General features: G+C 63.9%; 10 protein-coding genes. 5 read left to right on the forward strand and 5 right to left on the reverse strand.

Annotated elements, in window-relative coordinates:
* Positions 1 to 75: 75 nt before the first annotated feature.
* The 4 genes from KCX59_RS16325 to KCX59_RS16340 are packed head-to-tail and all read left to right on the forward strand — an operon-like array spanning position 76 to position 6,357.
* The gene (locus tag KCX59_RS16325; RefSeq protein WP_179019646.1) at positions 76 to 1,410 is read left to right on the forward strand and encodes an ABC transporter substrate-binding protein; all 1,335 of its coding nucleotides are present in this window, start codon (positions 76 to 78) and stop codon (positions 1,408 to 1,410) included.
* The gene (locus tag KCX59_RS16330; protein WP_178997282.1) at positions 1,407 to 2,366 is read left to right on the forward strand and encodes a carbohydrate ABC transporter permease; all 960 of its coding nucleotides are present in this window, start codon (positions 1,407 to 1,409) and stop codon (positions 2,364 to 2,366) included. Before KCX59_RS16325 ends, KCX59_RS16330 begins: the two co-directional genes overlap by 4 nt.
* A complete protein-coding gene (locus tag KCX59_RS16335) occupies positions 2,363 to 3,277 on the forward strand; it encodes a carbohydrate ABC transporter permease (protein WP_091469125.1) in 915 nt (304 codons plus the stop codon). The genes KCX59_RS16330 and KCX59_RS16335 overlap by 4 nt, the downstream gene beginning before the upstream one ends.
* On the forward strand, positions 3,277 to 6,357 hold the full coding sequence (locus KCX59_RS16340) for a glycoside hydrolase family 2 TIM barrel-domain containing protein (protein WP_179019644.1): 3,081 nt from the start codon (positions 3,277 to 3,279) through the stop codon (positions 6,355 to 6,357). The genes KCX59_RS16335 and KCX59_RS16340 overlap by 1 nt, the downstream gene beginning before the upstream one ends.
* 146 nt (positions 6,358 to 6,503) lie before the next feature.
* Here the strand turns inward: KCX59_RS16340 and KCX59_RS16345 are convergent, their stop codons facing one another.
* Both KCX59_RS16345 and KCX59_RS16350 read right to left on the reverse strand, forming a co-directional pair.
* Positions 6,504 to 7,946 carry an MFS transporter gene (locus KCX59_RS16345; protein ID WP_179019642.1) on the reverse strand — a complete coding sequence of 481 codons (1,443 nt, stop codon included), beginning with the start codon at positions 7,944 to 7,946 and terminating at the stop codon, positions 6,504 to 6,506.
* Positions 7,943 to 8,494, reverse strand: a complete 552-nt coding sequence (locus KCX59_RS16350) for a winged helix-turn-helix transcriptional regulator (RefSeq protein ID WP_179019640.1) — start codon at positions 8,492 to 8,494, stop codon at positions 7,943 to 7,945. The genes KCX59_RS16345 and KCX59_RS16350 overlap by 4 nt, the downstream gene beginning before the upstream one ends.
* 186 nt (positions 8,495 to 8,680) lie before the next feature.
* Here KCX59_RS16350 and KCX59_RS16355 point away from each other — a divergent pair, with 186 nt between their 5' ends.
* The gene (locus KCX59_RS16355) at positions 8,681 to 10,801 is read left to right on the forward strand and encodes a phosphocholine-specific phospholipase C (RefSeq protein WP_256871616.1); all 2,121 of its coding nucleotides are present in this window, start codon (positions 8,681 to 8,683) and stop codon (positions 10,799 to 10,801) included.
* 108 nt (positions 10,802 to 10,909) lie between these two features.
* On the opposite strand, the gene KCX59_RS16360 is transcribed toward KCX59_RS16355, so the two are convergent.
* The 3 genes from KCX59_RS16360 to KCX59_RS16370 form a co-directional block, all read right to left on the reverse strand.
* Entirely contained in the window at positions 10,910 to 12,073 is a 1,164-nt protein-coding gene (locus KCX59_RS16360) for a cystathionine gamma-synthase (RefSeq protein WP_179019636.1), read from the reverse strand.
* A gap of 62 nt (positions 12,074 to 12,135) precedes the next feature.
* A complete protein-coding gene (locus tag KCX59_RS16365; RefSeq protein WP_178997295.1) occupies positions 12,136 to 13,521 on the reverse strand; it encodes a cystathionine beta-synthase in 1,386 nt (461 codons plus the stop codon).
* An 86-nt stretch (positions 13,522 to 13,607) separates the two neighbouring features.
* Positions 13,608 to 14,231, reverse strand: coding sequence for a hypothetical protein (locus KCX59_RS16370; RefSeq protein ID WP_179019634.1), 624 nt, complete (start codon positions 14,229 to 14,231; stop codon positions 13,608 to 13,610).
* Between the last annotated feature and the right edge of the window lie 3 nt (positions 14,232 to 14,234).

Genomic DNA, 14,234 nt, shown 5'->3' on the forward strand with positions numbered 1-14,234 from the left:
GTCACACTTGCCGCGGCGGGACCCACGAATCCAAGCCCGCGTCATCGTCAACCTGACACGAAGAGGTGAAGGCTAATGACCCGATTCACGCGAAGACAACTCCTGGGCGCAGGCCTGGGAACAGCAGCCATGGGCCTGCTGACCGGGTGCGCTACCCCAGGAACGCAGTCCGTCAACGCTGCGCCAACCATCCCTGCCGCCGGTGAGCCCGTGCGGCTGACCTATTGGGCCTGGCTCAAGGACTTCCAGAAAGTGGCAGACGTCTGGAATGCAGCCAACCCGAACATCCAAGTGGACGTGGTGTGGATCCCGGGCGGCAACAACGGCGGATATCAGAAGCTTTACTCGGCCTTGGCAGCAGGAGGCGGACCGGACCTGGCCCAGATCGAGTTCCGCTCCATCCCGGAGTTCATGCTGGTAAATGGCCTGGTTGATGTGTCCCGCTACGGCGCCAACGATCACGCCCACTTGTACGACCCCACCCTATGGAAGCAAGTCAGCTACACCGGGGGCGTCTATGGCATCCCCCAGGACGCGGGCCCCATGGGCATGTTCTACCAGCCGGCCATCCTGGACAAAGTAGGCGGCAGCACTCCGACGACCTGGGACGAATGGGCCGCGCTCGCCGCCGAACTTCGCTCCGTGGACAGCTACCTGGACTGTTTCCCCATCAGTGATGCCTCTCCTTTTGCCTCTTTCGCGGGGCAGGCCGGCGCGCAGTGGCTGCGCCCGGAGGAGGATGGCTGGGTCATCAACATGACCGACGACGCCACGCTCAACACCGCGCGCTTCTTCGATAAAGCGATCGACGACGACCTCGTCACCACCGCGTATGGAGCCTTCTCCCCGGGCTGGTTTGCGGCTGCCGCCAAGGGCGGAATTGCCTCGACCATAACCGGCAGCTGGGGTGATGCTTTGGTTCAGGGTGTCAGCGGTTCCGAAGGAAAGTGGCGCGCAGCACCGATGCCCACATGGGGCGATACAGGCTTCGGATCAAGCTACCTCGGCGGTTCCACGGCAGCAGTCCTGGCCAATAGTAAGCACCCCAAGGAGGCACTCGAGTTCGCGGTGTGGATGACTACGTCCACCGAGGGAATCGACGCCCAAATCAAGAACAGCGGCATCGGCTGGTCACCCAACCCCGACTTCATCGGCACGGATCGGCAACAACCGTCGGCGTTCTTCGGCGGCCAGCGCTACAACGAGGAAGTCTTCGTCCCCGCCACCCAACAGCAGAACCCTGACTGGTCATGGTGGCCGGTAACCCAGCAGTCCTTCAACATCCTCAGCGACGGTTTCCGCAAGAAAGCCTTCGGCACCTCATTGGTGGATTCCATTGCCGCTTCGGAGCAGCAGATCATGACCGTTTTCAAGAACAAGGGCCTCAGCATCCGGAAGGAAACGGCATGACCACCACCCGCACCGCACCCGCCGCCCAGCGCCCCGCAGCACCAAGCCGTTCCGGCAAACGGGCCGGCAAGCGGGCCGACGCTGCCGCCCGCGCTCCCTGGCTCCTGCTGGCACCGTTCCTGGGACTCTTCGTCCTCACGTTCCTGCTGCCCATTGTTGTGGCCATCATTTCCAGCTTCACCAAAGTGACCCGCAGTGGACTCTTCGGCGAGGCAGGCGTGACCAGCGAGTTCGCCGGCTTCAGCAACTACGCTCAAGCCCTTGCCGACGGCAGCTTCGTCGCGTCCATCGGTCGAATGCTGCTGTTCGGCGTAGTCCAGGTGCCCGTCATGATCGTCTTGTGCACGGCGTTGGCCCTCATGCTGGAATCGGCCTCGGCAAAATGGCCGGGCTTCTTCCGTGCCGCCTACTTCCTCCCTTACGGTGTGCCGGGCGTGATCGCCACCATCCTGTGGTCCTTCCTGTACGTGCCCGGGCTCAGCCCGTTGTTTGACGCGGCCAAGATTGTTGGCCTGACCCCGGATTTCCTCGGCGCGAACAGCGTCCTGTGGTCCATCGCGAATATCGTCACGTGGAGCTACACGGGCTACAACATGCTGATCATCGTGGCGCAGTTGAAAGCCATTCCGGTGGAACTTTACGAGGCCGCAAAGGTGGATGGTGCCTCCACGTGGCGCGTTGCCCGGAGCATCCAGCTCCCCCTGATTCGTCCCGCCCTTATGCTCACCACCGTGTTTTCCATCATCGGAACCCTGCAGCTCTTCGCTGAGGCGCAAGTCCTCAAGACGGTGGCTCCGGCAATCGACAGCCAATACACGCCGAACCTCAGTGCCTACACAACGGCCTTTGCCTATAACGACTACAACGTCGCAGCAGCCCAGTCGGTCATCATCGCCGTGGCCGCTTTTGCCCTTTCCTTCGCCTTCCTCGCACTGACGAACAGGAAGTCCTCATGACCGCCACCGCCACGAAGCCCACCACCACCGCCGTCCGCAGCAAGGCTTCGGCAGGCCCGGACCGCTCAGCAGGACGACGGCGGTCATCCACCATCATCGTCACCGCACTTTTGGTGGTGGTGGCCTTGTACTTCCTGATTCCCGTGTACTGGGTGTTCGTCGCCTCCACGAAGTCCACCGCCGATCTCTTTTCCACCAACGGCTTCTGGTTCGCGCCCACATTCTCTTTGTGGGAAAACATCGCTCGGGTGGTCAGCTATGACAACGGCATCTTTGGCCGCTGGTTCCTGAACTCGGCGATCTACGCCGGCATCGGCGCACTCCTGGCCACGTACTTCGCTGCGGCCGGAGGCTACGCGCTGGCCAAGTACCAGTTCCGGGGCCGGAACCTGGTGTTCGGCACCATCCTGGGCGGCGTGCTGGTCCCCGGTACGGCCACTGCCTTGCCGCTCTTCCTGCTGTTTAGCCAGATGGGCCTGGCGAACACCTACTGGAGTGTCCTGCTGCCATCACTGGTCTCCCCTTTCGGGCTGTTCCTCTGCCGCATCTACGCCCAGGCCACCGTTGATACCTCGCTGATCGAGGCCGCCAGGATCGACGGCGCCGGCGAGCTCCGCATCTTCCACACCATCGGGTTGAAGGTACTCACACCGGCCCTGGTCACCGTATTCCTGTTCCAGCTGGTGGGCATCTGGAACAACTACTTCCTGCCGCTGGTCATGCTGTCCGACTCCGAGCTGTACCCCATCACGCTCGGCCTGAATAACTGGCTGAGCCAGGTTGACCGTCTGCCCGAATTCTATGAACTGACCACGGGCGGGGTGCTGCTTTCCATCATTCCGCTCAGCATCGCCATGGTTGTCCTGCAGCGCTTCTGGCGCGGCGGGCTGACAGAAGGAGCCGTCAAGTAATGACCGACACCGCCAACTACATCACTGATACCGGTCCCGGCACCGGCAAGAGACTCCCCGCCCGCTCCTGGCTGCACTCTGACGCGCCAACACTTTCCCTGAACGGCCAGTGGCGTTTCCGACTTCTCCCCGGAGCACCCGGAACCCTCGGCGGACGGGGCGTCCTTCCCGCGGGTGAGGCAATCGAAGGCTTCGCCGAGGAAGGTTTGGATGACTCCACATGGGACCAGATCCCGGTCCCGGCGCACTGGGTTTTGGAGGGAGGGGGCAGCTACGGGAACCCCATTTACACCAACGTCCAGTTCCCCTTCCCCACGGACGCACCGTACGTCCCGGATGAGAACCCCACAGGTGATTACCGTCGAACCTTCGATCTGCCAGCGGATTGGAGCGAATCCGAGCGTATCGTGCTGAGGTTCGACGGCGTCGAATCCCGTTACAAGGTATGGCTCAACGGCAGCGAAATCGGCGTAGGGACAGGCAGCCGGCTGGCCCAGGAATTCGACGTCACCGACGCCGCGCGTCCCGGGCACAACGTGCTGGCTGTCCGGGTCCATCAATGGTCGGCTTCGAGCTACGTGGAGGACCAGGATCAGTGGTGGATGCCGGGCATCTTCCGCGACGTCACCCTCCAGGCCCGCCCCAGGAAGGGCATCGACGACGTCTGGTTGCGGACGTCCTACACCATCGGCTCGGGCGTCATCGATTCCGAAATCACCGCGGACCGGGCCGCCTACCCGATTCGGCTGGCAGTCCCGGAACTGGACGTCGACGTCGTCTGGGACTCCCCTGCCGACGTCGCCCCGGTGGCGATCACCGGCGTCGAACCTTGGTCCGCAGAGGTTCCGCGCCTCTACAACGTAACGGTGGCAAGCGGAGGCGAGACCATTTCGCTGCGCATCGGTTTCCGTACGGTGGCGATCAAGGGCGACCAGTTCCTGGTGAACGGCCGCCGTGTGGTGTTCCACGGCGTGAACCGGCATGAAACGCATCCTGACCGCGGCCGCGTGTTCGACGAAGATTTTGCCCGCGCCGACCTTGCTTTGATGAAGCAGTTCAACGTCAACGCGATACGTACCAGCCATTACCCGCCGCATCCTCGTTTGCTGGACATCGCCGACGAGATGGGCTTCTGGGTGATCCTGGAATGCGACCTCGAGACCCACGGCTTTGAACGGCACGGCTGGGTAGGCAATCCCAGTGACGACCCCGTCTGGCGGGAGGCGTACGTGGACCGCATGGAGCGGACGGTGGAGCGGGACAAGAACCACCCTTCAATCGTCATGTGGTCCCTGGGCAACGAGTCCGGAACGGGCTCAAACCTCGCCGCAATGTCTGCCTGGACGCATGCCCGCGATGCCAGCCGGCCCGTCCACTACGAGGGCGACTACAGCGGTGCTTACACAGACGTTTACTCACGCATGTACTCCTCAGTTCCTGAGACTGAGGCGATCGGCCGCGACGATTCCGGCTCGCTGTTGCTGGGCTGCTCCGCGGCGGAGTCCGCACGCCAACGCGCCAAACCGTTCATCCTGTGCGAGTACGTCCACGCCATGGGCAACGGTCCCGGCGCGATCGACCAGTACGAGGACCTGGTGGACCGCTACCCGCGGCTGCACGGCGGATTCGTCTGGGAGTGGCGGGATCACGGAATCCGTACCACCACGGCCAGCGGCACTGAATTCTTCGCCTACGGCGGCGACTTCGGCGAGGTTGTCCACGACGGCAACTTCGTCATGGACGGCATGGTCCTCTCCGACTCCACTCCCAGCCCCGGGCTCTATGAGTACAAGCAGATCGTCGCTCCCCTGCGCTTGGGCTTCAGCACGGAAACCCACGACGGCGGCACGCGCCGCTTCGTCTCGGTCGCCAACCTGCGGCACACGGCGGACGCGTCCGACGTCGTACTGCGCTGGCGCACGGAGGTGGACGGCGTGGTGACCACTTCCGGCGAGCTCGACATCGTCACTGCATCGGGTGCGCCCCTCGCCGCCGGGGATTCGGCGCTTATCGGGTTGCCTGATGTTGATGGTGTGGAAGTCGGCGAGCAGTGGCTGACCGTGGAGGTGGCGCTTCGCAAGGACACGGCCTGGGCCGAAGCCGGGCATGTCATCTCCGCCGCGCAGCTGGAATTGGCCACAGCACGTCCGCGCCTGGCGGCCCCTCGCCCCTTGGCATCAGCCGGCCGGGCAGGTTCGCTGGTTTCCGGGACCGTCTCGCTGGGTCCTGGTGTCTTTGAGGATGGTCGCTTGGTCTCGCTCGCGGGGCTGCCGGTGTCCGGGCCGCGGCTGGAGCTGTGGCGTGCTCCCACGGATAACGACGCCGGTGCCGGCCGCGGCAGCTACGACCTCGCAGATCCTTGGCTCAACAACGGTAACGGCGTTGCTGCACCTTCGATGGAAAAGGTGTGGCGCCATGCCGGTTTGGACAGGCTCACGGCCCGGGTAGAGAAGGTCTCAACCAGCGAAAGCAGCGTAGTGACCCGCACCCGGTACGCCGCAGCCGACGCCGCGCATTGGGTGTCTGTGGAGGAGACTTGGCAACTGTCCGACGGCGAGCTGTGGCTCCGCTTGGACATTGCTCCGAGCGCGGCATGGGACATCATCTGGCCGCGGGTGGGGGTGCGCTTTGACCTGCCCGGATCGGTGGACGGTGTGTCGTGGTTCGGCGCGGGACCTCGAGAGTCCTACCCGGACAGCATGCACGCGACGCTTGTGGGCAGCTACTCGGCGGGCATCGACGAGCTTTCGGTAAATTACGCCAAGCCGCAGGAAACGGGCCACCGCAGTGCTGTCCGGACGCTGGATCTCCAGAACCACGGCGCTTCCTGGCTGCAACTCGATGCCGTCCCGGACTCACGCGGCCGTCTGCCCGGCTTCACGCTCTCCCGGCACACAGCGCAGGAGATCTCGTCCGCAGCACATCCGCACGAGTTGCCGGCAAGCAAGGGCAGTTACTTGTACCTCGATGCCGCTCAGCACGGGCTCGGTTCCAGGGCATGCGGACCGGATGTCTGGCCGGAGTACGCGTTGCGCCCGGAAGCGCGGACGCTGACTTTCCGGATCACAGAAGCGCGCTAATCGTGCGTTGCGGGGCCTGCTCTGCTTGCTTTCGGGGACGAATAGCGCGCAGAGCGGGCCTCGCAACCCGCCGGAACCCCGTTGTGGGGCCTGCTCTGCTTGCTTTCGGGGACGAATAACGCGCAGAGCGGGCCTCGCAACCCGCCTCAGGCAACCGGCACGGGTTCCTTCTTCACGGCGTCCTTGCGGATGGTGGCACTGATGACCGCGGCCACCGTGCACATGGCAGCTGCACCCAGCCAGGCGTAGTTGTAGTGCCCGGTGGCGTCGCGGATGAACCCGGCCAAGAGGGCGGCCACTGCAGCGCCGAGCTGGTGGGCCGCGAACACCCAGCCGAACACCACGGAACCATCGGCACCGAACACCGAGCGGCAGATAGCTGCAGTGGGAGGCACGGTGGCAACCCAGTCGAGCCCGTACACCACTACGAAGATGATCATGCTCGGCTCCACCGATGAGCCCAGCAGCAGCGGCAGCACCAGCAGGCCGATCCCCCTGAACTGGTAGTAAACCGCCAGCAGGACCTTGGGGTTGAAGCGGTCGGTCAACCAGCCGGACGCGATGGTCCCCACGATGTCGAAGATTCCGACGACGGCCAACAAGCCTGCCGCCGTGGTTTCGGGCATGCCGTGATCGTGCGCCGACGGAATGAAGTGCGTGCCGATCAGTCCGTTGGTGGTGGCTCCACAAATCGCGAAACCGGCAGCCAAGGCCCAGAACGTGCGGACTTTAGCTGCGCGCTTGAGGACTTGCAGGGCACGGATCGCTGCATTGGGCGAATCCCCCGATCCGGGCGACGCAACCACAGCGGCGGGCCGGCTTTGTGTCGTCGCGTTTGTCCCGACGTCGGCCTCTTTAGCGTCAGGTTCCTCGTCACCCGGCTTCCCGCCGTCAGGCTTCTCCGCACCGTACGGTAAGACCCCGACGTCGGCGGGCGAGTTCCGCAGCCAGCGCAGGACCAGCGGGACGACTGCGAGCGCACCGGCAGCGATGAGCAAGGAAGCGCCTCGCCAGCCCGGATTCTGGGCAAGCGCGGCGATGAAGGGCAGGAACACCAATTGTCCGGCTGCACTTCCTGCGGTCAGGATGCCAGTGACCAGGCCACGGCTCGTGGCGAACCAGGTGTTGGCGATGGTCGCAGCGAAAACCAGGGCCATGGAGCCGGTTCCCAGGCCGATCAGCAGCCCCCAGGTGAGCAGGATCTGCCAGGACTGGTTCACGAAGACGGTCAACGCTGAGCCGAGCCCGATGAGGCACAGCGCCAGCGAGGTGACCTTCCGGATGCCGAAGCGTTCCATGAGGGCGGCTGCGAACGGGGCCGTCAAGCCGAACAGGACCAGGTTGATGCTCACGGCCAGTGACAGCACCGTGGTGGACCAGCCGAACTCCTCCTGCAACGGGACCATGAGCACCCCGGGCGCCGCACGGAAGCCTGCGGCTCCAACCAGCGCCAGGAAGGCAACTGCGGCCACGATCCAGGCCGGGTGGAGACGGCGGTTCTTGCCGGCAGGAGTTTTGCCGTTGCTTGTTTTGCCGGCACGTGTCCCGGGGTTTTCGGGCGGAGCCCCGGTGACGTCGGAAGCGGTCATGCGAGGATCTCCGTTTCAGGGGAAGCCGGGGTGGCGGTTTCAGCGGTGGGGCGGGTTTCCGGCGGTGCAATGGCGAGTGGTAGTGGGTGGTCACTGCGTTTGAGGCTATGCCAGCTGGTGTTGGCGGCGGTCAGCTGGGCCCCGCAGTTGGTGCACGTGTCCGCTGACAACGTGGCTTGCCCGCAGTCGGTGTGGATGACCTTCATATGGGACACCTCGTTGGGAGCGTCCAGGTGCTTCTCGGCCCAGATGATGATGGCGTTGAGCACTGGAAGCGCGTCCTCGCCTTTGCGCGTGAGGACATATTCCTGCCGCGTGCGGGAGCCGTCCTGGTATGGGCGCTGGGCGAGCAGACCGGCGTCGAGGAGCCATCCCAGGCGTTTGCTGAGGACGTTGTCCGCTACCTCGAGGCGTTGCTTGATGGCATCGAAGCGTCCGTTGCCGAAGAAGATTTCGCGGAGGACCAGGCTCCCCCAAGGGTCGCCGAGGACATCCAGGCCACGGGCAAGGCTGCACGTGCGTGCAGACCAGTCGGAACGAAGAGGCATGCGCACAAAACTAGCTGACTTCCCTAAAGAAAGCCACGTGCTGCTGCACCGGATGCGAGCAGCTACGGCAAAACACACCCCGCCGGTTTGCCGCAGTTTCATCATCGGTTCACTCTCCATGCCTACGCTGGCCCAGTCGACTCCGACCACGAAAGGCACCCCTGAATGTCCTCGAAAATCCCTGATATGGTGAATCGTTCAACCGAAGGAACCGGCGGACTTTCCCGTCGCGGCTTCCTCGGCACGGCAGCTGCAGCGACGGCGCTTGCTGCTGCGGGCTCCCTACTGCCTCCGTCAGTGCAGGCTGCCATGGCCAGGCCGGTCCCGCCCGGAAACTTGCAGTCCATCAAGCACGTGATTGTCCTGATGCAGGAGAACCGATCTTTCGATCACTACTTCGGCTCGCTGCGAGGCGTCCGAGGATACGGTGACAAGTCCGTGACCCGCTTGCCAAATGGCAAGTCCATGTTCGAGCAGCCCCGGGCCACCGGCGAAACTGTCCTGCCGTTCTCCCTCCGCAAGGCCGCGGAACTAGCCGGCAGGCCCGGTTCCGACATCCAGTACCTGGGCGATCTGGACCACTCGTTCAACGGGACCACGACGGCGTGGAACAACGGCTGGTGTGACAAGTGGATTCCCGTGAAGAGCGCCTCCACCATGACTTTCTACGAGCGCCAGGACATCCCGCTGCAGTACGAACTCGCGGACACTTTCACCATCTGCGATGCCTACCACTGCTCGGTCAACGGCTCCACGAACCCTAACCGCAACTACCTCTGGAGCGGCACCACAGGCAATGAGCCCGGCAGCACCAAGCGTGCCGTGACCAACGCGGCCTACGGCTACGATCACGGCGGTTACGACTGGACCACCTACCCTGAGCGCCTGGAGAACTCCGGGGTGTCATGGAAGATCTACCAGGACTGGGACAACTTCACCGACAACGCCGTGGAGTACTTCCAAACGTTCAAGGCGATCGGCCGCAAAATGCTGGCATCCGTGGAGGGAAACCTCCGCACCACGGAAGAGTTCTACGACCACCTCGCCGGGAAGTCCACGGCCGAGCAGGACCGCCTCCTCGCCCAGCTGGAGCAAAGCCGCGCCGCCCTCACCGAAGCCGAGAGGTCCCTGTTCGACAAAGCCATGTGGCGCGGACGTCCCGACACCCTCCTGGAACGCCTTGGCGCAGACATCAGCGGCGGCACCCTCCCGAAGGTCAGCTGGCTGGTACCGTCCGCAGCTGACTCCGAACACCCCGGCGCCTCCACACCGGTGGGCAGCGCCAACTTCGTCTACCGCCTCCTGGACACTGTGGCCCGCAACCCTGACACGTGGGACAGCACTGCCATCTTCCTCAACTTTGACGAGAACGATGGCTACTTCGACCACGTCCCGCCACCTGTCCAGCCGCGACCAGCGTCAGGCGAGTCCACTGAATGGACCACGGCACGGCCCATCGGCCTGGGACCTCGAGTGCCCATGACCGTGGTTTCACCGTGGACCGTGGGCGGTTACGTCAGCTCCGAAGTCTTCGACCACACGTCGGTTCTCCGTTTCCTGGAGCGCTGGACCGGCGTAGAGGAACCGAACATCTCCCCGTGGCGCCGCGAAGTCTGCGGTGACCTGACGGGTGTCTTCAACTTCGCATCCCCCGGCACACCGCCAACTCTTGAGCACCCCGACGCTGTCCCCGCCAAGATCAGCCGCTGGCGCCCGAATCCCCCGGCCGTCCAGGTAGCGCCCATCCAGGAAACGGGCAGCCGGCCTGCCCGCCCGCTCCCCTACAGGCCTCGGGTTTCGGCTTCTGTGCAAGCCGGAAAGATCGCCCTGACGCTAGCTAACGCAGGCACCAGTTCAACCCACTTCACCGTGTACGGGTACGCAGGCGAAGTTACCGAACCCCGGCACGTGGACGTCCTCGGCCGGGAAAACGTGGACCTCCCAGTCGCGTCCGGCGCCTTCGACGTCGTCGTCACCGGCCCCAACCGGTACCAGTACGAACTGAAAGGCACGACGGCGGGCGCGGCCTTCGGCGTCGACGTCACCGTCAATGGCCGCCGCGGCAGGAAGGACGTTGAATTGGAGCTGCGCAACAACGGCACCGCAACGGTAAGCCTGGGGCTGAAGTCGCTGCAGTATGCGGACGGCGTCGAAACCGTGAAGCTCAAGCCGGGACATACCAGGAAGATCGGTTGGGAGACCCTGAACGGCTGGTACGACCTGGAAATCACCTCTGCCGAAGACACCACGTTCCGTCGCCGCCTGACGGGCCGTGAAGAAGACGGCCACGAGGGAATCTCCGGCTAGCCAACAGCACCGGCATGAAGAAATCCGGCCCTTGTTCGCAGCCCTCGCCGTAGAACGGTGAGAAGAGCGGACAAGGGCCGGATTCGTCAGTGCTAGCTGATGTTGGCGCTAGCCGATTTTGGCGAAGGCCTGCTCAAGGTCTGCGATCAGGTCCTCGGCTTCTTCGATTCCGCAGGAAAGGCGGAGGAGGTTGACCGGGACAGCCAGTTCAGTACCCTTCACGGAAGCGTGGGTCATCTCCGAAGGGTAGTTCATGAGGGACTCGATGCCACCCAGGGATTCGGCAAGAGTAAACACCGACGTGGATTCGGCAACCGTCCGGGCAGCAGCCTCGCCACCCTTGAACTGTACGGAGACCATGCCGCCGAACTTCTTCATCTGCTTGGCCGCGAGCTCGTGTCCTGGGTGGTCCGGGAGGCCCGGGTAAAGGACGGCCTCAACTTCGGGACGCTGCAGCAACCATTCGGCCACGGCCTGGCCGTTCTCGCTGTGGCGGTCCATGCGAACGCCCAGCGTCTTCAGGCCACGGGTTGTCAGGAAGGCATCCATCGGGCCGGACACCGCGCCAACGGCGAACTGGATGAAACCGATCTTCTCGGCAAGCTCGGCGTCCTTGACCACGATCGCACCGCCAACCACGTCGGAGTGGCCGCCGATGTACTTGGTGGTGGAGTGGACCACCACATCGGCGCCCAAGGCGAGCGGGGTCTGCAAGTAGGGAGACGCGAAGGTGTTGTCCACCACCAGGAGGGCCCCGGCGTCGTGCGCTACTGCGGCGAGTGCCTCAATGTCCGTGATCTTCATCATCGGGTTGGACGGCGTCTCCACCCACACTATGCGCGTCTTGTTGGCCGCAACCGCAGCTGCTACGGCGTCGAGGTCGGACATGTCCACGGGCGTGTTGCCGATGCCCCAATCACCCAGCACGCGGTTGATCAAGCGGTAGGTCCCGCCGTAGGCGTCGTTGCCCAGAACAATGTGATCGCCTGGCCGGGCGAGCGCGCGGATCAGGGAGTCCTCGGCTGCAAGGCCGGAGCCGAAGGAAAACGCAGCGGTTCCACCTTCAAGCGCGGCCAGCTGCTCCTGGAGGGCGTCGCGGGTGGGGTTGCCGCCGCGGCCGTATTCATAACCTGAGCGCAGGTTGCCGATGCCGTCTTGGGCGTACGTGGAGCTGAAGTGCAGCGGGGGCACCACAGCACCGGTCACCGGTTCGAAGGCCTGTCCGGCGTGGACGGCGCGTGTGTTGAACCCGGCGTTGTTGCTGGCAGACATGGAAGCTCCTCTAGGTTCGTTCAGAATTGGTTCGTGGACTTGCTTGGATCAGCGCGGGGCGCCTAATTGCTCAGGTACGCCAAAAGGTCGTGGCGCGTCAGGATGCCCACCGGCGCGCCGACGAAAGTCACCATGACCGTATCGACGTCGGACAGCAGCTCACGCGCGGCGGAAATGGTCTCCAGTGATCCGATGACCGGGAGTCTGTCCCCCATGTGTTCGGAGATCATGTCAGTCAGCTTCGCTTCCCCACGGAACAACTTGCTGGTGAGGCTGCGCTCGTCCACGGCACCCAAGACCTCGCCCATCACCACCGGTGGTTCCTGCGAGAGCACCGGGATGTGGGAGACACCGAACTCGTTCATGATGTTGATGACGTCGCGCACCGTCTCATTCGGGTGGATGTGGACCAGGTCCGGCATCTCGCCCGTCTTGGACTTGAGCACCTCGCCCACAGAAGCTTCTTCGCCGCCGGAGAGGAAGCCGTAGGAACGCATCCATTGGTCGTTGAAAATCTTGGCAAGGTAGCCGCGGCCGGAATCCGGGAGGATCACCACTACCACGGCGGACTCGTCCAGGTCCTTGGCAGCCTGGAGCGCCGCGACCACGGCCATGCCGGAGGAACCGCCCACCAAGAGGCCCTCTTCCCGGGCCAGCCGGCGGGTCATGGAGAAGGAGTCGGCGTCGGAGACAGCGATCACGTCGTCCGGAACAGCGGGATCGTAGTTGCCGGGCCACATGTCCTCGCCCACGCCCTCCACGAAGTAGGGCCGGCCGGTTCCGCCTGAGTAGACCGAGCCTTTCGGATCAGCGCCGATGACCTTGACCGGGCCGCCGTCGGACTCCGAACGGTCCGCCGAGACCTGCTTGAGGTAGCGGCCGGTGCCGGTGATGGTGCCGCCGGTTCCGGCGCCGATGACTACGTGCGTGACCCGCCCGTCTGTGTCCTGCCAGATTTCCGGGCCCGTGGACTCGAAGTGGCTGCCGGGAGCGGCGGGGTTGGAGAACTGGTCCGGCTTGAAGGCGCCCGGGATCTCCTTGACCAGGCGGTCGGAGACCCCGTAATAGCTCTGCGGGCTGTCGGGCGCGACGGCGGTGGGCGTCACCACAACTTCGGCACCGTACGCCTGAAGCACGGCGCGCTTGTCTTCGCCTACTTTGTCCGGCACCACGAAAATGCACTTGTAGCCCTTTTGCTGGGCTACGAGCGCCAGTCCCACTCCGGTGTTGCCCGACGTCGGTTCAACGATGGTTCCACCCGGCTTGAGCCGGCCGTCCTTTTCCGCATCTTCGATCATCTTCACGGCGATCCGGTCTTTGATGGATCCGCCGGGATTGATGTACTCGAGCTTCACCAGGACGGTGGCTTTGATGCCCTCCGTGACGTGGTTGAGCTTGATGAGGGGCGTATTGCCGATGAGGTCCAACACGGACTGGGCGTACTTCATAGGTACAAAGTTACCGCCTGGTCGCTATGGGGATTGACCCGGCCCCGACCGGGCCCAGTGAAGTAGCCGGCTAGCTCGTTTCCTCGTCATTGCGACGTTGGGTCTGCAATTTTGGCCTGCAGTCCTTCTGCGAACGCTTTGACTTCGCTGAACGCGCCTGCCAGGTCTCCCACGGATTCCCAAGGCTTGCCAAGATGCCTCGCAAGCGATTCACGGTTGGGCTGGTCCCATTTGGCCACAATGGCCTCAGTGTTAGCAGCGCCAATCGCGTGAGCTACCTTTGATCCGAGAATCCAGAGGCAGGCCAGCGCTTGATCCCAGTCACATCGCTCAGCGGGCGATGGATCGCCGAGGTATGCACCGTCTATGTGCTCTGGATGTTCGCGGAACCAGTCGAAGACGACGCGGACGTCAGAAGCGTCCTTGTATTCACCGTAGCTACTACGATCAACCCACGCGTCCAGTTTGAGCGCTGCGTAGTGAAGAGGGTCCACAACCTTAATCCGGTGTCCGTCCGGGAAGGTGTATTCATCTGCTGCCGCAAACGCTGAGGAGTAAGCCAGAACACTAAGCGGCTCCGAGGCAGGTGACGGCCGGGCGGAACCCTTTGGGCGCTCTATGCCGCCGAATGGGATAAGGTCAACCGCGAGCCCGCCAATGACATACTTCACCTCTGAGGATGACCTGCGCGCCTCGAAGCTTGCAGTCAAATT

It is taken from the genome of Paenarthrobacter nitroguajacolicus (assembly GCF_051027655.1).
In the GTDB taxonomy this organism is placed as follows: Bacteria; Actinomycetota; Actinomycetes; order Actinomycetales; family Micrococcaceae; genus Arthrobacter; species Arthrobacter nitroguajacolicus.